Annotated in this window: 22 protein-coding genes; 11 read left to right on the forward strand and 11 right to left on the reverse strand. The window is 66.5% G+C overall.

What is annotated here, in order from left to right; genetic code table 11:
* Positions 1–118: 118 nt before the first annotated feature.
* Entirely contained in the window at positions 119–1,738 is a 1,620-nt protein-coding gene (gene mdlC / locus ABTV10_RS01650) for a benzoylformate decarboxylase (protein ID WP_499032100.1), read from the reverse strand.
* 253 nt (positions 1,739–1,991) lie between these two features.
* Here mdlC and ABTV10_RS01655 point away from each other — a divergent pair, with 253 nt between their 5' ends.
* On the forward strand, positions 1,992–2,678 hold the full coding sequence (locus ABTV10_RS01655; protein ID WP_499032101.1) for a YceI family protein: 687 nt from the start codon (positions 1,992–1,994) through the stop codon (positions 2,676–2,678).
* On the opposite strand, the gene ABTV10_RS01660 is transcribed toward ABTV10_RS01655, so the two are convergent.
* Positions 2,610–3,572, reverse strand: a complete 963-nt coding sequence (locus ABTV10_RS01660) for a sterol desaturase family protein (protein WP_499032103.1) — start codon at positions 3,570–3,572, stop codon at positions 2,610–2,612. The two genes, ABTV10_RS01655 and ABTV10_RS01660, sit on opposite strands and share 69 nt — an antisense overlap.
* A gap of 147 nt (positions 3,573–3,719) precedes the next feature.
* Between ABTV10_RS01660 and ABTV10_RS01665 the strand changes: the two genes are divergently transcribed.
* From ABTV10_RS01665 to ABTV10_RS01700, 8 genes are all read left to right on the forward strand, one after another.
* Positions 3,720–4,175, forward strand: a complete 456-nt coding sequence (locus ABTV10_RS01665) for an RrF2 family transcriptional regulator (protein WP_499032104.1) — start codon at positions 3,720–3,722, stop codon at positions 4,173–4,175.
* 182 nt (positions 4,176–4,357) lie between these two features.
* Positions 4,358–5,149, forward strand: coding sequence for an alkaline phosphatase family protein (locus ABTV10_RS01670; RefSeq protein WP_433609262.1), 792 nt, complete (start codon positions 4,358–4,360; stop codon positions 5,147–5,149).
* Positions 5,150–5,300: 151 nt separating this feature from the next.
* Positions 5,301–5,984, forward strand: a complete 684-nt coding sequence (locus ABTV10_RS01675) for a phosphonatase-like hydrolase (RefSeq protein WP_499032106.1) — start codon at positions 5,301–5,303, stop codon at positions 5,982–5,984.
* Positions 5,985–6,013: 29 nt separating this feature from the next.
* On the forward strand, positions 6,014–7,147 hold the full coding sequence (locus ABTV10_RS01680; RefSeq protein WP_433609266.1) for a TIGR03364 family FAD-dependent oxidoreductase: 1,134 nt from the start codon (positions 6,014–6,016) through the stop codon (positions 7,145–7,147).
* A gap of 41 nt (positions 7,148–7,188) precedes the next feature.
* Complete coding sequence (locus ABTV10_RS01685; RefSeq protein WP_433609268.1) at positions 7,189–8,319, forward strand: ABC transporter substrate-binding protein; 1,131 nt, start codon at positions 7,189–7,191, stop codon at positions 8,317–8,319.
* Entirely contained in the window at positions 8,316–9,194 is an 879-nt protein-coding gene (locus ABTV10_RS01690) for an ABC transporter permease (protein ID WP_433609270.1), read from the forward strand. The genes ABTV10_RS01685 and ABTV10_RS01690 overlap by 4 nt, the downstream gene beginning before the upstream one ends.
* Positions 9,182–10,108, forward strand: a complete 927-nt coding sequence (locus ABTV10_RS01695; RefSeq protein ID WP_499032109.1) for an ABC transporter permease — start codon at positions 9,182–9,184, stop codon at positions 10,106–10,108. Before ABTV10_RS01690 ends, ABTV10_RS01695 begins: the two co-directional genes overlap by 13 nt.
* Entirely contained in the window at positions 10,105–11,187 is a 1,083-nt protein-coding gene (locus tag ABTV10_RS01700) for an ABC transporter ATP-binding protein (RefSeq protein WP_499032110.1), read from the forward strand. The genes ABTV10_RS01695 and ABTV10_RS01700 overlap by 4 nt, the downstream gene beginning before the upstream one ends.
* 153 nt (positions 11,188–11,340) lie before the next feature.
* On the opposite strand, the gene ABTV10_RS01705 is transcribed toward ABTV10_RS01700, so the two are convergent.
* From ABTV10_RS01705 to ABTV10_RS01740, 8 genes are read right to left on the reverse strand one after another with little or no spacing between them, the layout of a single operon-like run.
* Entirely contained in the window at positions 11,341–12,540 is a 1,200-nt protein-coding gene (locus tag ABTV10_RS01705) for a cytochrome P450 (protein WP_499032111.1), read from the reverse strand.
* 22 nt (positions 12,541–12,562) lie between these two features.
* Positions 12,563–13,540, reverse strand: coding sequence for a PDR/VanB family oxidoreductase (locus ABTV10_RS01710; RefSeq protein WP_499032113.1), 978 nt, complete (start codon positions 13,538–13,540; stop codon positions 12,563–12,565).
* Between the two features lie 11 nt (positions 13,541–13,551).
* Complete coding sequence (locus ABTV10_RS01715; RefSeq protein ID WP_499032114.1) at positions 13,552–15,546, reverse strand: flavin-containing monooxygenase; 1,995 nt, start codon at positions 15,544–15,546, stop codon at positions 13,552–13,554.
* Positions 15,543–16,373, reverse strand: a complete 831-nt coding sequence (locus tag ABTV10_RS01720) for an alpha/beta fold hydrolase (RefSeq protein ID WP_127917084.1) — start codon at positions 16,371–16,373, stop codon at positions 15,543–15,545. The genes ABTV10_RS01715 and ABTV10_RS01720 overlap by 4 nt, the downstream gene beginning before the upstream one ends.
* 47 nt (positions 16,374–16,420) lie before the next feature.
* Positions 16,421–17,110, reverse strand: a complete 690-nt coding sequence (locus ABTV10_RS01725; protein ID WP_499032115.1) for an SDR family NAD(P)-dependent oxidoreductase — start codon at positions 17,108–17,110, stop codon at positions 16,421–16,423.
* A gap of 11 nt (positions 17,111–17,121) precedes the next feature.
* Positions 17,122–17,886, reverse strand: a complete 765-nt coding sequence (locus tag ABTV10_RS01730; RefSeq protein WP_499032117.1) for an alpha/beta fold hydrolase — start codon at positions 17,884–17,886, stop codon at positions 17,122–17,124.
* A gap of 43 nt (positions 17,887–17,929) precedes the next feature.
* Positions 17,930–18,127, reverse strand: coding sequence for a tautomerase family protein (locus ABTV10_RS01735; RefSeq protein WP_499032118.1), 198 nt, complete (start codon positions 18,125–18,127; stop codon positions 17,930–17,932).
* 50 nt (positions 18,128–18,177) lie between these two features.
* Positions 18,178–19,539 carry an MFS transporter gene (locus ABTV10_RS01740; RefSeq protein ID WP_499032120.1) on the reverse strand — a complete coding sequence of 454 codons (1,362 nt, stop codon included), beginning with the start codon at positions 19,537–19,539 and terminating at the stop codon, positions 18,178–18,180.
* 133 nt (positions 19,540–19,672) lie between these two features.
* On the opposite strand from ABTV10_RS01740, the gene ABTV10_RS01745 reads away from it, so the two are divergent.
* Both ABTV10_RS01745 and ABTV10_RS01750 read left to right on the forward strand, forming a co-directional pair.
* Positions 19,673–20,446: an IclR family transcriptional regulator gene (locus ABTV10_RS01745; protein WP_499032121.1), complete on the forward strand. Its 774-nt coding sequence runs from the start codon at positions 19,673–19,675 to the stop codon at positions 20,444–20,446.
* A gap of 95 nt (positions 20,447–20,541) precedes the next feature.
* Positions 20,542–21,414 carry an SDR family NAD(P)-dependent oxidoreductase gene (locus tag ABTV10_RS01750; protein WP_499032123.1) on the forward strand — a complete coding sequence of 291 codons (873 nt, stop codon included), beginning with the start codon at positions 20,542–20,544 and terminating at the stop codon, positions 21,412–21,414.
* Positions 21,415–21,613: 199 nt separating this feature from the next.
* On the opposite strand, the gene ABTV10_RS01755 is transcribed toward ABTV10_RS01750, so the two are convergent.
* Positions 21,614–22,399, reverse strand: coding sequence for a class I SAM-dependent methyltransferase (locus tag ABTV10_RS01755; RefSeq protein ID WP_499032125.1), 786 nt, complete (start codon positions 22,397–22,399; stop codon positions 21,614–21,616).
* Between the last annotated feature and the right edge of the window lie 13 nt (positions 22,400–22,412).

Genomic DNA, 22,412 nt, shown 5'->3' on the forward strand with positions numbered 1-22,412 from the left:
AATCGGCACCGGCTCGGCGCGTACCACCTCGAATGTCGAAGTGGCCGTGGGTCGCCGCTCACGGCGGCGCGTCGTAGTGGATCGGGTTCGGGTAGTCGATCGAGGAGTCCGGACCGGGCTACAGCAGTGGCGGGACCGTCGCCGCGATCGGAACCTCCAGGACCGTGGGGCCGGAGCGTGCGAGTGCAGCCTTGACCGCGACCTGTACCTCGGTCGCGTTGGCCGCCCGCTCGCCCGCACATCCGTATCCCTCACCGAGGGAGACGAAGTCGAGGGACGGAATGTCGAGTCCCGGCACTCCCGGCGTCTCCTCCAACTCGGCGAACGCCTTGAGGATGGCGTACTCCGCGTTTCGTGGAACCACGTAGAGGATCGGCAGTTCGTGGGCGGCGGCGGTCCACAACGCCTGAAGGGCGTACTGGAAGGAGCCGTCGCCGATCATCACCACCACCGGGCGGTTGCGGCCGGAATCGCGTTCCGCGAGTGCGACACCCACGCTGGCCGGCAGGGTCCAGCCGAGGCTGCCGCTCGCCGCAGTGTAGAACGAGTCGGGCTTCACGATCGGCCACGCGGTGTGCAGTTCCGCGAGGTTCGACGGCGACTCCTCCATCAGGACGGTGTCGTCGGGGGCGACGGATCGGATGGCCTCGAACAGTTCGAGCGCGGTCAGCACGTCGCCTGACGGCGCGACGAGCGCCGCCGGGTGCGGGGCCATGCGGTGCGGATTCATATCGACGGGACCGCTCGGCGCCTTCTCCTCGACCCGCTCGAGGAGGCCCTCGAGGGCCAGGACCGCGTCGCACAGCAGGCTGTCGCCGACCGGAGCCTTTCCCGCCTCGGTCGGGTCGTCGGTGACGTGCAGCAGCGACATCCCCTGCGGCAGGTAATCGCCCGGAACATACGGGTAGTAGCGGAACACCGGTGCCCCGATGACGATTCCGACGTCGTGGCCCGCCAGCCGCTCCGACAGGGGCCCGATGGCGAACGGTAGGCCGCCCCGGTACTGGGGGTGGTTCTCGGGGAACGGCGGGCGCTCCGAGGACGGCGCAGCCCACACCGGTGCACCGAGCTTCTCCGCCAGCGCCACCGCCTGCGCCCAACCGTCACCGCGGGCGATCGAGGAGCCGTAGATGAGCACCGGGTTCTTCGCGGCGGACAGGCGACGGGCGAACTCCTCGAGCCGATCCGGATCCGGTCCGATCCGCGTCGCTACAGAACGAACCACCGGGGTGCTCGCCGCGGGCTTGTCCCAGTCGTCCAGCGGGATCGACAGGAAGACCGGACCGGCCGGCGGCTGCATCGCCATCGCGTAGGCGCGCATGAACGCCGCGGGCACGTCCTCGGCGCGCACCGGCTGGTAGCTCCACTTGGCCCAGGGCTTCGTCAGCATTTCGGGCTCGACGTTCGTCAGCCACGGCTCCATCAGGAGCATTTCCCGGGTCTGGTTTCCGGCGGTCACGATGAGAGGTGTGCGATTGAGCGCCGCAGTCATGATGTTGCTCATCGTGTTCGAGATTCCCGCCGACGTGTGCACGTTGACCAGCGCGGGGGAGCGGGTCGCCTGCGCGTAGCCGTCGGCGATGGCGATGGCCGAGGCCTCCTGCAACGCCAGGACGTACCTGAAGTCGCTCGGCAGGTCCTTCAGGAATGTCTCCTCGGTCGATCCGGGATTTCCGAACACCGTGGTAATTCCGAGTTTTCGCAGAAGATCGAACGTGACGTCGCGAATCGTTTCCATTGAGATCTGTCCTCCCCGTGACCGCCCCTCGGCGGGGTTCGGTGATGTCCGGCTTGGTCTTTATGGGTTTTCGATCTGCAGTGCCTGTCGGTCTTGTCGAGTGAATCATGTCCGGAGTGTTCCGATTCGGGAGTCGACGGATGATTCGACGGGTGATTTCGATGGGGCAAAGGTGCGGGATTCTGGATACGAGACCACACCGGGCGGCGACGTAGCTGTGGCGCCTGCCCCGGCGTGCTCATACGCTGTGCCGGTGAAGAAATGGTGGCTCATCGGTGGTGCGGTCGTCGTGGTGCTGCTCGCGGCCGTGCTCGCGGGACCGTGGATCTACGGCGAGTTCATCGCCGAGGACGACGCCCCGGCGGCGAGCGTCTCGACCCAGGGCGCCCGGCCCGCGTCGGGGTCGGTGGACGGGCAGTGGATCGTGTCGGGCGGAGAGGGCGCCAACGAGACCGCCGCCGGATACACCGTGTCCGAGATCCTCAACGGCGCGCGGGTGACCGTCGTCGGGACCACCGATCAGGTCACCGGGGCCGTCAGCATCTCGGATCAGAAGATGACGGCCGCCGAGGTGGTGGTGCAGGTCGCCGACATCGCCACCGACAACTCGGGCCGCGACGGCCAGTTTCGCGGCAACGTCATGAACGCCGCCGCGTACCCCACGGCCACGTTCACGCTCGCCGCTCCGGTCGACCTCGCCTCGCTGCCTGCCGACGGAACGGCCGCGACGGTGCCGGTGACGGGGACACTCACGCTCAGGGGCCAGGCCCGTCCCGTGACAGTGGACGTGAAGGTGCTGCACTCCGGTGACACGCTCGTCGCGTCGGGCAATATCCCGGTCACCTGGTCGGACTACGGAATCACCCCGCCGTCACTGGGATTCGTGACCGTCGACGACCACGGTACGGTCGACTTCCTGGTGAGCCTGGCGCACGCCTGACGGCGCCCACCCTGGCGGCCCGAATACGTAGCCGAGCCGCTCCCGCCACGTCGACGCGGCGCGGACGTCACGTCCGATCGCGGCGTACTCGTGGGTCTGCAGTCTCCAGATGTCGTAGGTGCCCACCGGCGTGGTCAAACCGTAGGTGGGTCGCTGTTTCTCGGCCCGGAACGTGCCGAAGAGTCGGTCCCACACGATGAGGATGCCGCCGTAGTTGCGGTCCAGATACTCGGGATCGCAGCCGTGATGGACCCGGTGATGCGATGGGGTGTTGAACACGAACTCGATCGGTCGCGGCAGCTTGTCGATCCGCTCGGTGTGCACGAAGAACTGGTACACCAGGTTCACCGAGAATCCGACGAAGATCATCCACGGCGGAATGCCGATCAGCGGCAATGGGATCCACATCAGGATCTCGCCGCTGTTGTTCCACTTCTGCCGCAGGGCGGTCGAGAAGTTGAAGTACTCGCTCGAGTGGTGCGCCTGGTGTGTGGCCCAGATCAGCCGGATCCGGTGGGCCATCCGGTGATACGTGTAGTACAGCAGGTCGATGCCGACCAGCAGGATCACCCACGTGTACCACTCGTCCGCGGGTAGGTGCCACGGCGCGAGGTACACCCAGATCGCGGAGTAGCCGGTCAGCGCCAGGAACTTCCAGAACGCGGTGGTCGCGATCGACACCAGGCCCATCGAGATCGACGCGCGCGCGTCCCGGAACTCGTAGCCGGCCCTCGGCGGGTGGGCGCGCCCGTCCCGGATGTCCGTCTCCTCGAGCTTGCGGGCGGCGAACCACTCGAGCCCGAGGAACACGAGGAACGCCGGTATCGCCAGGGTGACGGGATCACCGAGCGGTTCGAGCAGCGATCCCCACGCTGCGGTGAGGGTCTCCCACATGTCTCCTCCGAGCTCTCGGGTGCACCGGATGACCGTCGAGGCACCTGACCGAGAATCTACTCGGCGGAGTGACGCGGGTCACGTGCGGTTCGGTGGTGGGTAACGTCGTCGTCGACGAGACGGTGACGGATACGGTGAGGGGGCGGCGTGCACATCACGGCGCGGGTCGATTGTGCGGTGCGTGCACTGGTGGAACTGGCGGCCGCGGGCCCCGACCTCGTCAAGGCGGACGCGCTGTCCACCGCGCAGTCCATTCCGTACAAGTTCCTCGAATCCGTCCTCGCCGACCTGCGCCGCGGTGGGCTCGTGAGCAGCAGGCGCGGACCCGACGGCGGCTACCGGCTCACCCGCCCCGCCGCCGAGATCGCCGTCGCCGACGTCATCCGCACCCTCGAAGGCCCGCTCGCGTCCGTGCGCGGGGAACGGCCCGAGGACGTCACGTACGACGGGCCCGCCGAATCCCTGCAGCGGGTGTGGATCGCCGTCCGCGTCAACCTGCGCTCCGTGCTCGAGGGCGTCACCATCGCCGACATCGCCACCGACGTGTTGCCCGACTTCGTCTCCGAACTGACCGCTGACCCGGGGGCGTGGCGGCGGCGTTAGGTAGCGCCACTGACCGTTGTCCAACGGATGTTCACCACCGGGCCACTCCGGCGTACAGGCCCCGACAACGGTGACTGCGAGTCTCGGCATGCCCGATTCGGGCGATTCCTCATGCCCCGGTGCGACGTGTCTCCGGGGTTCTGTCTATCGGATGCGGTGGTGTCGTGCGTCGTAAGGTGTGTTTGTTCGGAGTCGACGGGGTGCGCGGGGACATCGCGCTCGAGGAGCGCGGTATGCCGTGGCTCGCCGAGCTCGCCGCCGCGGGCCGTCGGCACCAGATGCGGATCGAACCCCCGACCATGTCGGGGCCGAGTTGGTCGACGATCTTGACCGGAGCTTCGTACACGGAGCATGGGGTGCTCGACAACAGCTTCGTCGGGAAGCGTCTGGCCGCGCACCCGGACCTGTTGAGCCGCGCGTTCTACGCCGACCAGTCGACGACCACCTTTGCCGCCGCGAGCTGGCCGCCGCTCGTCGACGCTGGAGGGCTGGGACCGGTGGTTCACGAGCGCCGCGAGCAGGCGGTCGCTGGGCTGCATCGCGTCGTGGTCCGCGACGGGGAGACCAATGGGTACCCGGAGGCCGACGCCCAGATCATGGGTCAGGCTCGATGGATGCTCGTCAACGAGGGGTCGGACGTCAATTTCATCTACTTCTGCTCCGCCGACGACGCCGGCCATCTCCACGGCGCCCGGTCCGACGAGTACGACAAGGCCCTCGCGTACGTGGACTCCCACCTACGGACCCTGACCGAGTGCATCGCGGCGAGGGCCGAATCCCTGGACGAGGACTGGCTCGTGGTCGTCACCACCGACCACGGCCATCTCGATTCCGGTGGGCACGGCGGCGACAGTGACGAGGAACGACTGTCCTTCGTCGTCACCTACCGGTTCGGTGGCCCCGACGTCGAGTGGCCGGACCGCATCGAACCCACCGAACTCACTCCGCTGATCCTCGCATACCTGAAATCGTAGATTTTGCACCCGGTTTCGCCCCATGTTCACCTCGCGGTCGCCGAAGCTCCACGGAGAGGGACCATTCGGTCCACCTCCGGCCCTTAGCTTTTCTCGCGTACCGCGAAAAGCCTGTTCCCCAGGCTTCTTTCCTCGAACTTCAGGAGTTCCCTTGCTCTCGCTCGTTGCTCTCGACATGGCCGGCACCACCATCGACGAGGGCGGTGCCGTGTACGCATCGTTGAAGAAGACCGTCGAGGCCGCGATCGGGACAACGCTCAGCGAAGAGCAGTTGCGGTCGGCGATGGGTGCGAACAAGCGGGACGCCATCCGGGCCTTCCTCGACGAGTTCGGCATGGACTCCTCGGCGGAGGCCGTCGAGCGGATGTACCAGGACTTCCGGGCCGAGATGGTGTCGGCGTACGAGGCCCATCCGCCGAAGGCGCTTCCCGGCGTCGAGGAGGCGTTGACGCGCCTGCGCGCCAACGGCATCCGCGTCGCGCTCACCACCGGTTTCAGTCGCTCCATCGTGGCGCTGATCCTCGAGAATCTCGGTTGGACGGTCGGCGAGGGGCCGGAGCACACCGTTGACCTCGTGGTGACCGCCGACGACGTCGTTGCCGGCCGGCCTGCCCCGGACCTGGTTCAGCACGCGATGAAGGTCTTCGGTATCGACGATCCGCAGCAGGTGCTGTCGGCGGGCGACACCGAGCTGGATCTGCTCTCGGGCACCAATGCCGGCGCCCGCTACGTCGTGGCGGTGAGCACCGGTGCGCAGCCGGTCGAACTGCTGCGAACCTTCCCGCACACCGACGTCTGCGATGTGCAGGACCTGCCCGCGCTCCTGGGCGTGTAGTCCCACCGGATCCAGGGCTGAGAAGAATTATGTCTCAAGCACTCTCACGAGAGTACGACCTCGCCGTGGTCGGCTCCGGTATCGTCGGCCTCGCTCACGCGGCGCTCGCGGTGGACCGCGGGATGAGCGTGGTGGTCGTCGAACGGCACGACCGGCCGGTTGGTGCATCGATCCGCAACTTCGGTCACGTGGGCATCACCGCGCAGAGCGACCAGGGTCTGGCGTTCGCGAAGGCCGGGCGCAGGCACTGGCTGGACTTCGGTAGCCGCGCAGGGTTCTGGGTAGGGGAGCTGGGCACGCTCGTGGTGGCCCGAGCCGACGACGAAGTGGAGCTGTTGCGGGAGTTCGCCTCCCAACGGGACGGCGATGTCGAGCTGCTCGACCCGGCCGGCGTCTCCCGGCACGCCTCGATCAAGGATCCGGCGCTGCTGGGCGGCGCCATCTTCACCGAGGACGTGCGCATCAACTCGCCCGAGGCCATCCCCGCACTCGCCGCGTACCTGGCCGAGCAGGGGGTCGACTTCCGCTACCGGACCAATGTCACGGGGGTCGACGAGGGCGTCGTGCACACCAGTCGCGGCGAGATCCGCGCCGTCGAGATCGTGGTTGCCGTCGGACACGACACCGACATGCTCAGCCCGGCCACCGCCGAGGACATCGACCTGCAGCGCTGTTCCCTGCACATGCTCGAGCTCGACTGCCCTGCCGGCTCGCACTTCGACCCGGTGCTGCTCACCGGGCTGTCCGTCCTGCGTTACAAGGGGCTGAGCGGATGTGCTGCGGCGCAGGAGGTCCGAGCGCGGATCGAACGCACCACGCCGGACCTGTTCGAGCTCCTGGTCAACCTCAAGATGTCGCAGCGCCCCAACGGCCGGCTCGTCGTCGGTGACACCCACGTGTACGGGCACACCCACGATCCGTTCCGGGACGAGGCCGTCGACGACGTACTGCTGCGCGAGTTCCGCAAGCTCCTCGGCGCCGAGCTGACCGTGCGCCGACGCTGGACCGGCGAGTACGCCTCGTCTACAAAGGCGGACTTCCTGATTGCGGAGCCCACCCCAGGGGTCCGCTACGTCAGCGTCACCAACGGCACGGGTATGACCACAGCGTTCGGCCTCGCCGAACATGTGCTCGATTCCGGCCGTGTCCCCGTCGCGGTCTGATGATCGCGTGCCCGACGTCATTCGAAGATGAGAGAAGAACAATGAAGTACCCGAGGTCACTCCTCGTCGGACTCGCTGCGGCGGTGGCCCTCTCCGTGGCCGGCTGCTCCACTTCCTCCGACGACTCGTCGAACGTCTGGCGTACCGCTGAGTCGGCGGAAGCCGGTGGTGGCATGGACGCCCTCATCGAGGCGGCCCAGGCCGAGGGCACCCTGAATGTCATGGGCCTGTACCCCACCTGGGCCAACTACGGTGAGTTGATCGACGCCTTCTCGGCGAAGTACGGCATCGAGGTCGTCAACGACACCTCGCAGGGCACCAGCCAGGATCAGGTCAACGCCATCGAACAGCGTGTCGGACAGGATCGTTCGCTCGACTACCTCGACACCGGCATCCCGTTCGCCGACGCGGCCGCCGCCAAGGGACTGCTGGCCACCTACACCCCGGTCGGCGCGGCCGAACTGCCCGACTCCATGCATCACGAGAGCCGGCAGTGGACCAGCCAGTACGGCGGCTACATGAGCATCGGCTGTGACGCCTCCCGGGTGAAGAACTGCCCCACCACGTTCGCCGCGCTCGCCGACCCGCAGTACCGCGGTCAGGTGGCCGCGCTCGAGGACCCGCAGACCGGCAACATGCAGTTCAATGCGGTCTGGGCGATGTCGCTCGCAAACGGCGGATCCCTCGACGACATCACTCCCGGTATCGAGTTCATCGGTTCGCTCGTGCGGAACGGCAACCAGACCCCGGTGACACCGAACACCGGCACGATCGAGCGTGGCGAGACCCCGATCGTGGTGGCGTGGGACTACACCAACATCGCCTCCGCGGAGGAATTGAAGGCCGCCGGTATCCCGTTCGAGGTCCACGTGCCGACCGATGCCCTGTGGTCGGAGTACTACGCTGCCTCGATCAATGCTGACGCCCCGAACCCCGCCGCCGCGCGGTTGTGGATGGAGTTCATCTTCAGCGACGAGGGGCAGAACATCTTCCTCGCCGGCAAGACCCGCCCGGCCCGGATGGACGAGATGCGGGCGTCGGGCACCCTGGATACGGCCGCGGAGGCGGCACTCCCGCCGGTGACCGGGACCGCTGTGCTGGCGTCCGACGCCCAGCGCGAGGCCGCCCGAAAGGACCTGAGCGCCAACTGGGACAAGATGGTCAACCGATGAGTCTGCAGCCTCGGGTGGGCCGGCTTCCGGCCGCACTGCAGGGGATATCCGGCCTGATCCCCTTCCTCGCGTTCTCCGCCGTCTTCCTGGGGCTGCCCCTCGTCGGCCTCGTCGTCTCGGCCTTCCTGATCACCGACCCCGACAATCCGAGGTCGAAAGTCTTCTCGCTGGCCAACTTTCGGGCAAGCTTTACCGGATCTGCCGCCGACGCGATGCTCACGAGCTTTGGCGTCAGCCTGGTCGCCGCCGCCATCGCCACGGTCATCGGGGTGCTGCTCACCCAGGCGATCGTGTACACCGGTTCCGATCGCCTGCAGAAGGTGACGACCGTGCTCGCGAGCGTGCTCGCCAATTCCGGCGGCGTCAGTTTGGCGTTCTCGTTCATCGTCGTGCTGGGCACCACCGGTGTCGTCACCAACCTGTTCGACCTGAACGAGACGTCCTTCAGCCTCTACAGCGCGACCGGGCTGGTGCTGATGTACCAATACTTTCTGATCCCGACGATGGTCATGGTCAGCTACCCGACGATGGCTGCGTTGCGGCAGGAGTGGAAGGATGCCGCCGCCGCTCTCGGGGCGACGCCGTGGCAGTTCTGGCGCACGGTCGGTGTCCCCATCGTGCTGCCGGCGGTCACCAGTGGGTTCGTGCTGCTTTTCGGGGCCTCGCTGGCCACCCACGTCTCGGCCGCGGCCCTGGTCGGAGGCGCCGACTTCTCGCTGATCACCCTCAAGATCGCCGGCGCCCTGTCCGGTGGCAACGCCGTGGGACTCGAGAACGTGGCGATGGCGATGAGTGTGAACCTGGTGCTGATCGCGGCGGTGACGCTGCTGGTGTACCTGCCGTTGCAACGAAGGAGTCGGGCATGGCTGTCGTAGACGAGCGCCCCGTGCAGGCGCCCGTGGTGGTTCCGCCGGTCACCGATCCTGTTCCGGATCCGACCGACGCGCCCTCCTCGGGGCGGCGGAGACCGTCGCGGATTCCGCGGGTGGCGGCGTGGGGACTGATCGGACTGGTCGCGCTCTACCTGGCGGTGCCGATGATCGCCTCGATGCACTACAGCGTCTGGATGCCGAACCGGGGCTGGACCTTCGCCGCGTACGCCGACGCCTTCTCCTCGAGCGGAGTGATGAAGGCGCTGGTGTTCTCGGTGGGACTGTCGCTGGTCGCGGTGGCCGGCTTGGTCGGGCTACTGGTGCCGACAATGGTTTACGTCCAGTTGCGGGCGCCCCGGTTCCGCACCCTGGTCGAGGTGATCTGCACTCTGCCGCTCGTGATCCCGGGCATCGCGTTGGTCGCGGGGATCACCGCGACGCTCAAGTTCGGCGCGAGTTTCGGCCGCGGATCCGTCCCGGCCGCCATCAGCCAGTTCCTGCAGAACCCCACCTTCCCGATCGTGCTGGTCGGCAGCTACATCGTGGTGCTGTTGCCCTTCACGTACCGGGTTCTCGACGCCGCCCTGACGGCGGTCCCGCTGCGTACCCTGATGGAGGGCGCACGCAGCCTCGGCGCCCCGACGCGGACCGCGCTGGTCACCGTTCTGCTGCCGAACATCATTCCGGCCCTGTGGTTCTGCCTGTTCTTCGGGCTGTCCGCAGGTCTGGCGGAGTACACCATCTCTGCCACCCTGGGTTACCACACCCTGTCCGTCGAGCTGCTGACGCTGGCCGGCAACAACTTCCGCAGCTCCATCTCGCTGTCACTGCTCGTCACCCTGCTCAGCTGGGCCTTGATGATCGTCGTCATGCTCAGTGCAACTCGCGCCACGAAAGCCAGGAAGGTACAGCCGTGAGAAACCCCTTCAGCCCGCGTTCCGGCTCCGAGGTCGAATATCTGGATGTCACCAAGCGATTCGGTGACAACACCGTTCTCGACAGCCTCGATCTCCGGATCGAGCCGGGCGAGTTCGTCGCGCTCCTCGGTCCGTCGGGCTGTGGGAAGACCACGGCGCTGCGCATCCTCGCGGGTTTCGAGACGCCGTCGACCGGGACCGTGCAGGTGGCGGGCAAGCCGGTGACCGGCGTTCCGGCACATCGCCGCGGCATCGGGATGGTATTCCAGTCGTACAGTCTGTTCCCGCACCTGACGGTCGCGCAGAACGTCGCGTACGGGCTGTCGCTGCGGAAGGCGTCCCGTGCCGAGAAGACCGCCCGGGTGCGCGAGCTGCTCGACATCATCGGCATGTCCGGATTCGGCGATCGTTATCCCGCGCAGCTCTCCGGTGGCCAGCAGCAGCGGGTGGCGCTGGCCCGGGCGCTGGCCACGAGTCCGGGCATCCTGCTGCTCGACGAGCCGCTCTCCGCGCTCGACGCCCAGGTGCGGGCGTCGCTGCGCGACGAGATCCGGCAGATCCAGCTGCGCCTCGGGGTGACGGTGCTCTTCGTGACCCACGACCAGGAGGAAGCGCTGGCGATGGCCGACCGGGTGGCCGTGATGCGCGCCGGACGGATCGAGCAGATCGCCTCCCCCGCAACGCTGTACAACGATCCGGCGAACGAGTTCGTCGCCACGTTCGTCGGAACGACCAATGTGCTGGAGATTCCGCGGGGTGCCCCCGTCCCGAGTCTGTGGCAACCGCACCGCCTGCACGCACCCGACAGACTGTTCGTCCGTCCCGAGGCCCTCAGCTGTGAGCCCAGCGTGTCCGGTGCCGGCGAGGTGGTGGGGCACCTGTTCATGGGATCGACCACGCGCGTCACCGTCCGGACGGACGTCGATGAGCGCCCGGTGCTCATCGATCTGCCCTCGCACCTGGCCACCGAGACTCCGGTGGGTCAGCGCGTCGACATTCGGCTCCGCAGGCGCCCCGCACTGCGGGAGGATGCGGCGGGGAATCCGGTCGCCGTGCCGGAGCTGTCGGCGGTGGGCTAGGCCGATTGGTCGCGTCGGCGCTTCCCCTGGCCGGATCGCGTCTGCGATCGACCTCCCCGCTGCTCCGTGCCGGACGGGGGTGGTGCTGCCAGACTGCATGTCTGCTGGCCATGCTGTCCGGTCCGGAGCTGCGGCTGTAGAGGGGCGACTGGATCAGGCGGATAGCCGCACCGGAAGGGTCTTCCAGACTTGCAATGTGTTGTTCACTCCCCGCTCGGGAGTGCCGGCCAATTCGATCGATTTCACCTTCGCGGCCAGGACGGTCAGGAGAGCTTCGGCCTCGAGCCGTGCGACATGCTGGCCCACGCACTGGTGAAGACCCATCCCGAAACCGATGTGGCCGGAGGGGTCGCGCGTGAGGGTGAAGCGATCCCCGTCCTCCCATCGCCGCGGGTCCGAGTTGCCGGCGCCGATCACGAGCATGATCTTGCTGTGCTTTCCCAGTTCGACGCCTTCGAGTTCGACGGCCTCCGCCGTCGTGTGGAAGACGAACTGGAGTGGTGATGCCCAGCGGACGGCCTCGTCGAAGGCTCGACGAACCAGCTGGGGATCGCTGCGTAGTCGTTGCCATTCGTCCGGATGTGTCGCGAAGGCGTGCAGGATCGCAGCGACACCGTGGACCGTCGTGTCGATGCCGGCTGACAGGAGCGAGCGAACGACGAGCGGCGCCTGGTCCGCCGTCAGTTCTCCGCGGTCGGATGCCTCCCAGATCCGGGCACCGAACCCGTCGGGGCTCAGACGCTCGCGCTGGCACAGAGTGGTGACCCATTGCGACAGCTCGGACAGCCGCGCGGCTCCGCGATGGAAGTGCTCGTTCTGCGGGCCGAAGGCGTTGAAGACCAGGTCGCCGTACGCGAGGAGGTTGTCCCGGTTCTCGGGGGGAAGACCGACGGCGTCGGGGAAGACCTTCAGCGGAAAGGCGGAAGCCAGGTCCGTCATGGCGTCGATCTCCGGGCCGCGCGCGAGAACCCGATCGACGACCTCTTCGGCCTCCTCGGTCCAGTGCTCACGCAGCCGCCGCAGCGCCCTCATGCCGAGGACTTCGGTGAGCACCCTTCGGGGAGCGTCGTGCTCGGGAGGATCGGTCTCCGTCGGATTCGCCTTCGGCCGCCAGGGCACCTCGGTGTGAAAGTTGGAGAGGCCCACCCCGGCGCCCACCTGGTAGTGGGGCCAGTCGGCGAACACCTCCCGGATCGTGTCGTAGCGTCCGGTTGCGTAGACGCCGTAGGCGTTGAGGTAGACGACCGGCGCTGTCTCCCGGATCTCCTGCTGTACCCGTGATCGGTCGAGGAGGTGCTCGAGCGCGTAGGGGTCGATATCCAGTTCTGTAACGGGTGCAAGCTGTGCTGGCATCACATGGTCCGATCTACTGTGGTTACAAGTCGAGGACGAGGCGCTCGGTCTGCGCTCGCGAGACGCACGAGATCATGCAGTCGCCCGCTTGTCGGTCTACTTCGCTGAGCACGCTGTCGCGGTGATCGGGCACTCCGTCGACCACGGTGACCTCGCAGGTTCCGCACGTTCCCTGGCGGCAGGACGAGAGGATTCCGATTCCCGCGTCGGCGAGTGCGTCGAGAGCGGTCACCCCGGGCGGGACATCGATGTCGGTGCCCGATCGCAGGAGTCGGAGTGTGAACGGTCGGTCCTGTGACGATTCTGTTGCCGATGCCGTGAACCGCTCCGTGTGCAGTGTGTACGGCGGCAGGTGCCGGCAGGCAGCTTCGACTGCCTCCAGTAATCCCGTTGGCCCGCAGCAGTACACCTTGGTTCCGGGTTCCACATCGGCCAGGGCCGCGTCGAGATCGAGCAGACCGACCTCGTCCTGCGGCGCACAGTGCACGTGGTCGCCGAACCTTTCGAGATCGTCGAGGAATGCCATCGACTGCCGACTCCGGCCGCCGTACACCAGGCGCCACGGCCGCTCGGTCCGCACCGCCTGCTCGATCATCGGGATCATCGGCGTTATGCCGATGCCGCCGGCGATGAACACGTAGCGGTCTGCGGGAACCAAGGGGAACTGATTCCTCGGTCCACCGAAGCCGAGCACGTCGCCCTCGCGGAGGTTTTCGTGAATCCACCGCGATCCACCGCGTCCGTTCGCCTCGTTCAGAACAGCGACCCGGTAGCGGTAGGTGTCCCAGCGATCCCCACAGAGAGAGTATTGGCGCGACATCCCGTTGGGAAGGATCAGATCGATATGCGACCCGGGTGTCCATGGTGCAAGGCGCTGGCCGCGAGGATCGGCCAGCGTCAGCGCCACGACATCGGCGGAAACCTGATCGCGGGATTCCACGCGCAACGTGGCCGGCATCGGACCGGTCCGCAGGGCCGTACTGTTGTCCGCACTGCTCATGTTTGCCGTGGTCATCGGAACTCGCCCGTGAGGTCGAACGCAGACATGTCGGGGGTCCTCGTCCGTTGGTAGAACTCGAGCAGCGAGAACGGCCAGACCTGGGTGGCACGGCCGAATCGGTTGCGGTACCAGGTATGGACGTCGGCGACGCCCCACGCGCGGAGGCGATTTCCCGCGTCCACCCGTGCGCAGAATTCTTCCATCGCGTCGACATGCGGCTCGATGGTCTTCTTTCGCGCACGCAGGAGTTCACTGAGACACTCGACTGTGTATTCGGCTGCGCACTCGGCCATGTACAGGGAGCTGCCGTTGACGACGACGCCGGTGTTGGGCCCCATGAGCATGAAGAGGTTCGGGAAGGACGGGACTGTGACACCCATGTAGGCCTTGGCGTCGCCGGCCCACGACTCGTGGAGGTTCTTACCGTTGCGTCCGGTGATGATGATCGGTTCCAGGTAGTCGGAAGCGCGGAATCCGGTTGCGAAGACGATGACGTCGACCTCGTGCAGGACGCCGTCGGCAGTGCGAATCCCCGTCGGGGTGATGGCCTCGATGCCGTCGGTGACGAGATCGACATGCGATTGCATGAGGGTTGCGCTCCACGCACCGTTGTCGCGGAGCATCCGCTTGGCGCCCGGCGGGTAGCTGGGGGTCATCTTCTCCAGCAGGTCGGGATGACCCTCGAGCTGCCTGCCGAGATGAGCCAGCAGCTGCCGCCGTAGCTCCGCATTCTTCGCCGAGGTGCTCTCCTTCTCCGTCCACTCCGGATCGGCCTCGACGAACGGCAGACGTCCTTCGGCGGCAATCCAGAACTGCCAGAAGCGAAACCACCGGCCGTAGTGCGGGACGTGACGCAGCAGCCAGGCCATACCGGCGGGGATATCCGCAAGGTAGGTGGGTGTGGGAAGCATCCACGGTGCGTTGCGCTGGAAGACACTCAGGTGCGTCACTGTGTCCGCGATCGAGGGAACGATCTGGTACGCGCTCGCGCCGGTACCGACCACTGCCACCCGCAGCCCACTCAGATCCACCGATGTGTCCCACTGCGACGAGTGAAACCAGCGTCCGGCGTAGGAGTCGAGTCCAGGGATCTCAGGGATGTTCGGCCGATTGAGCTGTCCGACAGCGGTAATGACCGCATTCACCTGCCGGGTTCGGCGAGTGCCGTCCACCGACTCGGTGGTGACGGTCCAGGTTCCGCTGCCGTCGTCGAACGACAGCGAAGTCACTTCGGTCCCGAACTCGATGTTGGGTCGCAGGTCGAAGTTGGTCGCCACGTCCTGCAGGTAGTTCTCGATCTCGTCGCGGACCGAGAACTGCTGTGGCCAATCAGCTTTCTGTGCGAACGAGTAGCTGTAGGCGAAGTTCGGGGTGTCGAGTCGGCAACCGGGGTAGACGTTCTCCCACCAGGTTCCGCCGACCTCGGTGTTCTTCTCGAAGATCGTGTAGTCGATCCCGGCCTGCTGCAATCGGTGTGCGGCGGCCATCCCTGAGATTCCGGCGCCGATGATCGCGACGCTGAAGTCGATGTCGGGGGCAACCTCCGACTTCTTCCAGGCCGGGGCGCCGTAGTCGTTCGGGATGCCCAGTTCGTGGCGCAGCAGTGGCAGGTAGTCGTCGCTGGCATCCTTGGTCAGAAAGCGCATGATGCGTGCGAGGAATTCCTCGGACGGCGGCGCCGCCGGGGCGGAGCCTCGATCACGAAAGGCCTTGAGGGCGTCGACGGCGACCTTGCGGGCGAGCTGTTGGGCCTCGACGGACATCCCTCCTTGTGGCGCGATCACCGAGTCCATCGGCGGCAGCGGCGGCCGGAGTTCGTCGGCAAGCAGCGACGGGTCGGCGTTTGCCAGCGCCAGGGCGGCGAGCAGAGCCGGCAGCTCCGCGTCCTGCACCGCCTGCTCGAGGAAGTCGTCGTCCTCGACGATCGGCAGGCAAGCGTCGTAGTGGCCGTGCTGAGCGACTTCGGGCGGGTGCACCTCGTTCGCGGCGAGTGTCGTGGGGGTCATGCCAGAGCTCCAGTGAGAAAGTTGACGATGAGGCTAGCGGTCTCCGCCGGCGCGTCGATGTTGGGCTCGTGCGCGTAGTCGATCTCGACCGCGTGGGCGTTCGGGGTGAGGTCCGCAAGCTTCTTCGACCACCCCGACTCGAGGAGCTCGTCCCGAGTGCCCTCGATGAGAAGCACGGGGATCTGTGTCCCTGCCCAGAGCTCGAGGAACGGGTCGGCGTTCTGGCCTCGCTCGACGGCAGGGTTGCTCAGTCGAGGCGCGGTCATCGCTTCCCAGTGCCCCGGAATGAGGCTGTTCTCGAACCGCTGTCGGATGTGCTCGTCCATTCCGTCCAGGCTGCGCACCATGTATCCGGTCATTCGGGCGGCATCCTCGAGGCTGGGCGTGTAGTCCGCCAGGGCGGCGATGCCCTCGGGCAGCCGGTACGGCCCGCCCGTGCCGGAGATGCTCACCGCGCGGTCGACCGGCCACGGGTCGGTCGGGTCGGAGACCGCGCGCATGACCATCGATCCACCGAAGGAGGCTCCGACGAAGTGCGCCCGCTCGACGCCGAGTTCCCGGCAGAAGGCCGCGATGTGCTTGACGCGGGGCGCGTACGGCGGCCGGTCGAGGAAGACAGCCTTGTCCGTGCCACCCCACCCGAGCAGGTCAGGGGCGAGAACGTGGAAACGATCGGTGAGGTGCGGGATCATCTCGGACCAACACAGTTCGGCGGTGGACCCGAAACCACCGTCGTGGACGAGGACGATCGTGTCCTTGTCGGGCGTACCGGCCTCGATGTAGGTGGTGTGGAACCCGTCGGCGATGAGCGACTTCTTTTCGTACATGGTTGGTTTCCGTTCTCTGACAAAGATCGAGAGTGTGCAGGGGGCTGTCAGTTCTTGACCGAGCCGCCGTCGACGCAGAGGGTCTGGCCGGTGACGAAGGCGGCGCCCGGGCCGAGCAGGAACTTCACCGGGCCGACGATGTCCTCCGGGTAGGCCCGTCGCTTGAGCGCGCGGCTGGCGATGTTGCTCTCTTCGGTGTGGGCCATGTCCGCGATCATGGGAGTGGCGGTGATGCCCGGGCTGACGACGTTGACCGTGATCTCGTCGTCGCCGAGCTCGTCTGCCAGGCAACGGGCGAAGCCGATGACGCCGGCCTTCGATGCGACGTAGGCGAAGAGGTTTCGAGGACCCTTGAAGACGGTGCCGGAGGCGAAGAGCACGATCCGCGATCCCCGCGGCATCAGCGGTACCACCGCCTGGGTGAGGGCGATCGTTCCCTCGAGGTTCGTACGCAGGATTCGCTGCCAAACCTCGCGGTGGGTGTCGCGGAAAGACGACCACTGTCCCATGGCGGCGCAGTGAACGAGGTTGTTCACCTCTTGCCCAGCAAGGGATTCGAGCACTGTGGAAATACCTTCCTCGGTGCTCAGGTCGGCTCTGACATAGAGGTCGGCGAACTCCTCTGCGGGCGGTTGTGCGATGTCGATGACGATCGTGCGATGCCCGTCGTTGCGCAGTTCGTCGGCGACGGCCCGGCCGATGCCGCTGGCGCCCCCGGTGATGATCGTTGTGGTCATGCGCATGCTTTCTAGTCGATGGTGGCGCGGTCGTCGACACGCGCGAGGAACGAAGCGATCACCGCGTTGAAGTGGGCGGGGTTCTCGATGCACGACAGGTGGCCGGCGCCGGGAACGACTTCGTGCCGCGCGTGGTGGAGGCCACCGACGATCTCGGCCGTACGTTCACTCGGAATCTTGGCGTCGAGTTCGCCTGTGACGACGAGCGAGGGGCAGGTGATCGCGCCCAGCAGCGGAACGACGTCGGCGCGGAACGTCGCCGTCGCGGACGCGAGGTAGTCGTCGGCAGTCATTGTGGAGATCGCGTCGTAGAGAGCCGCGTAGTCGGAGGTGTCGAGTGGTTGCGTCAGTGTCTGGTCGAGGTATTCCTTTGCGAAGGCGGCCATGCCGTCGCGGGTGATCGACTCCTCGAAGCCGCCGATGCGGGCGTCGGCGACCTCGATCGGGAGTCGCGCGAACGAGTTGGCGATAGTGACGCTACGGACCAATTCGGGGTGCTTCGCGGCAACGGCGATGGCCTGCAGCCCTCCCATGGACAACCCGATCAGGTGGACGGGGCCGTGTTCCTCGATCGCTCCGTGGAGGTCGTCGGTCCAGGCGTCGATGCTCACCGCGCCGGTCCGCGGCGACTTGCCGTGTCCGCGGCTGTCCGGCGCAGATACCTCGTAATGCGTTGTCAGGAAATCGACTTGATGACGCCAGAGTCGGTGATCCGTGCCGAGGCTGTGCAGCAGCACAACGGTCGGTCGTTCCGAGTGGGGCGCGGTGAGTTCCACGAGTTCTATTCCGTCCTTTCCTGGTGCAGCAGAACGGTGCTCGTCAAGACTGTGCGTGGCGCTTGGACAGGCTTTCGCCCCCGACGGCCCAGCGGTCCTTGGGGACCTGCTGGACAAGCACGTGGACGGCCGCGGGATTCGACTTGGTGACCGACGTGTAGACGTCGGTCAAGCCCTCCATCAGGGCCTCGACCTGCTCGGCAGTCAGTGGGCTGGCGTGGTTGACGTTGATGATAGGCATGTCGTGCTCCTGCACTTGGAAGGTGACGGTGGTGATGAAATCGGGGGGTGTCAGGCGCGGTCGCCGGTCACGACCGCGGCGGCTTCGGACGATTGGGCGTCATCCTGTTCGCCGAGGCCGAGGTGTCGGGTCTCGCGCACACTCAGTGCCGCCACGAGGAAGACAACCGCGGCGACCGTGATGGCGATGGCAAGTCGGACGGGGATGTCGCTGACGCTCGGACTGACGGCCGTCACGATCGCGGGCATGACTCCACCGATCGCGAAGCCGATGTTCCAGCTCAGCCCGGTGCCCGTCGCCCGAATCTCGGTGGGGAAGCGCTCGTTGAGGAAGATCAGCACCGGCGCGGAGCCTGCCATGACGATCACGGCCATCGCTGTCGAGATGACGGTGACCAGCGCGAGCGAGCCCGAATTCAGCGACGAGAGCCACAGGTAGAGCAGGGGGAGGAGCACCACGTTGGGCACGCCGAACCACAGGAAGACAGCGCGCCGGCCGATTCGGTCACTGAGGTGCCCGCCCAGGGCTCCGCCCACGATGACGCCCACATTGGCGATGATCAGAATCATGGCCGAGGTCGTCTTGGCGATACCCAGGTTCGCGCCGAAGAAGGTCGGGAAGAATCCAACCGTGAGGTAGTACGCGGTTGCTCCGCCTGCGGCGAGGGCGATGTTGAGCAGCGTCGTCTTGCGGTAGCGAGATCCGAAGATGACTCGAAGGGGCGACTTCCGGGCCGTCGGCGCCGCCGATTTCCCCTGCCACAAGGGCGATTCCTCGGTGCGCCGGTAGATGTAGAAGCTGAACGCCGCAGTCAGAAGGCCGGTGAAGAACATCACGCGCCATCCGTACACGGCGAAGTCCTCGCTGGGGACAACGGCCGAAACGATGAAGTACACGAGGGACGCGACCACGGCACCGGCACCGGCGCCGCCGCCGGCGACCAGGCCCGACATCAGTCCACGGTGTTCGGCTGCGACAGTTTCGGTTCCGAGTGTGTGCGTCGACGCGACAACGCCGCCGACGAACACTCCCTGCACGACGCGCAAGGCGAGGAAGAGGATCGGCGCAGCGAATCCGATGGTCGCGTACGTCGGAACCGCTCCCATGAATGCTGTCGACAACCCGACACCCAGAATCGCGAACATCATCGCCTGTTTGCGACCGTTGCGATCGGCGTAGGCGCCGAACAGCGCAGAACCGAGAGGGCGGAAGAGGAGCGTTACTGCGAACGACGCGTAGACGAACGTCAATTGGAGCGTTGCGTTGTGTGCAGGGAACAGAAGCGGCCCGATTGTAGGGGCGAGGTAGAGGATGATCGTCAGATCGTAGAGATCCATCGCCCATCCGGTGATCGAAGCAATCCCCGCAGAGCGAACCTGCTTTCTGCGGGCACTGTCCTGGGAATTCTCCAAAGCTGTCTCCTGACCGAGTGGCCGTCACGGCTGTGACGTGATCTGCACCATAGGCAGTGGATTCCTGAATGCTCAACGGGTGTTCCTCATAGCGAAACGAATCTTCCGAGATTGGTTCCGTTATGGTGATTCTATGGTCGAATCGCGCGCATCGGACACGCTCGGCTCCGTCAATCGGGCGCTCTCGCTTCTGGAGCTCCTCGCGGAGAACAACGGACTCACTGTCACGCAACTGGCGGACCGCCTGGGGGTCGGTAAGACGACGGCATTTCGCCTGGCGAAGACTCTCGTCGAGCGTGGATGGGTCGAGAAGGACGACGAACTGAGGTATCGACTCGGGCCGGGGTTGTTGAGTCTCGCGCCGGGTCTGCAAGTCGGACAGGATATTCGGAGTAGGCTGCGGCCCATCATGGCCGAGCTTCACGACGAGACGCAGGAGACGATTCATCTCACCGTGCTCCAGGGGCGGCATGTCATCTATGTCGAACAGCTCGTCTCGCCCAAGCCGGTCCACTCCGTGAGTACGCTCGGCAGCAGATCGCCCGCGCACTGCGTGTCGCCGGGGCTTGCGCAACTGGCAGCCCTGCCCGACGACGCGATCGACTGGGTCCTCGCCGGTCCGCTGCGTCGGTACACCGAGCGGTCGTTGACCGATCCTGCAGACGTTCGCAAGGAACTGCAGCACGTCAGGTCGACCGGGTATGCGGTGAACCGCGGGGGCTTTCGCGCGGAGGTGGGCGGGGTGGGGGTGGCCGTTCTGGACGATCGAGGCAAGCCGATAGCGGCTCTGTCGGTCTGCATGCCCATCTACCGCATGCAGACAACGGATTTGGAAGCGGTTGGTGCACAGCTTATTTCCGCGGCTACCGATGCTCATCGCGTACTCAAGGTTTCCCAGCTCTCGTAGGCTTCGAAGGTGTCGAGGGGGTGCGTTCCGCATATCGGAATCCAATTTTCCGCCGGTAGGAGCTATCGGGGTGGAGGTCTTGTTAGCCTTCGGTCATGTCGGACATGCGCGAAAGTTACAGTGCTGCAATCGGGCTGGGGATCGATAGTTCGACTGCAGGTCGGTTCGAGGGGGTGCACGGGGGAATCCTGCACGGTTCGGACGGCGTCGCGGGGCGCAGGTTCCTGGTCACGGGGGCTGCGTCCGGGATCGGCCGCGAGACCGCAATCCTGTTAGGCGCCCGAGGTGCACGGGTGGTCGTCGCTGATCGTGACTTCGAGCGAGTCTCCACGGTCGCCGGCGACATCGATGCCGCCGGGGGGCAAGCAGCCGCACTCGTCGCGGACATCTCCGACGAGGCGGAGGTCGAGCGCATGATCTCCGAGGCGGTGTCGGCTTTCGGTGGTCTCGACGGAGCTTTCAACAACGCGGGAATTGCGGCCGCGGGGGCGTACTCGTTCGGTACTGCGCTGGCAAATACGAACGTCGCAGACTTCCGCGCACTCGTCGACGTCAACCTGGTGGGCATGTTTCTGTGCCTCAAGCACGAACTGCGGTATCTGAGTGGGGGCGCGTCGATCGTGAACAACGCCTCGGCGGCCGGGTTGATCGGGGTATCCAACGGTGCCGCGTACGTCGCCTCCAAGCACGGAGCAGTAGGGCTTACGAAAGCCGCGGCGTTGGAGGGTGCAAGCATGGGGATTCGTGTGAACGCCACCTGCCCAGGGTTTGTCGAAACTCCGATGCTCCTCGAGAACGCAACCGACGAAGGCAAGCGTGCACGCCAGGCGATGACTCCCATGGGCCGTCTGGGCGATGCGGCGGAGATCGCCCAACTCGTCGCGTGGCTACTCTCGCCTGCGTCGTCGTACATGACGGGGGCATGCATCCCGGTGGACGGCGGTCTCGGTATCGGAGGCAATCGCTAGGGCCTGACGTCGAGTTCCCGCGCGGATGTGATTACTCGAGAGCGCCATTCGCTATCCCGCGGGCGGTCGGTCTTCCCGGCGACCGCAGTTCGCGGCGGCCATGCGGCGGTGCGGCGGTGCCGAAACTGCTCGACTCGGTTGATGAAAATTGGCTGTTGCGAAGTGCCTTCGCAGGTTCCAGTGCGAGTGAGCTAGTTGCCTACCGGCCTGCTCGTGGAGTGAGCGCCGCCCGCATCTGCATGTACCGGAAGAGTCCCGGGCGATCCGAGACGGTCTCGTATGCGCGCACCCAGTCGTCGACGAAGCGTGGCCGGTCGGCGCGGGAGAGGCGGCCGGTCCAGGCGCCGGATCCGGCGGTGCACCACGCCGCGAATGCGTCCCGACTCCCGAAGTCCCAACTCTCGTCGTGGACGGACAGGTCGGTGACCGTCAGTCCCGCCGATGCCGCGAGGTCGCGGTAGGCGTCCGGATCGACGTGGACGAACGGTGCCTCGAATCCGGCGAACCGATCGGCCCAGCGCGGTGAGCGGGCGACGGCCATCGCGACGGACTCGACACTCGGGCGTTCGCCGGCGCACACCACCTGGACGAGCACCCGTCCGCCCGGTCGGGTCACGTCCGCGATCGCCGCGAGCGCCTGCCGCTGCTGAGGGATCCAGTGCAGGGCGTTGAACGTGACGACGACGTCGAACCGGCCCCGCAGCGGCAGGTGGCGGGCGTCGGCGGTGAGGAACCAGACCCGCCCGCTTCCCCTCGAGCCCGCTGAACCGGCGGCTTTCGTGATCATCCGCGGGGACGCGTCGACGCCGACCGCGTATCCGGCGGTCAGTCGCGCGGCCAGCAGGCGCGTCACGTATCCGTCGCCGCAGCCGACGTCGAGTAGGTGGTCGGTGGGGTGCAGGTCCAGGCCGGCCACAGCGCGGGTGGCCATCGCTCGCTGCAGGTCGCTCACCTGTGCGTAGCGCTCGCCGTCCCAGTCGGGCATCGCCTCAGGGTAA

It is taken from the genome of Paraburkholderia sp. RHO2, from assembly GCF_050955445.1.
Classification (GTDB): Bacteria; Actinomycetota; Actinomycetes; order Mycobacteriales; family Mycobacteriaceae; genus Prescottella; species Prescottella agglutinans_A.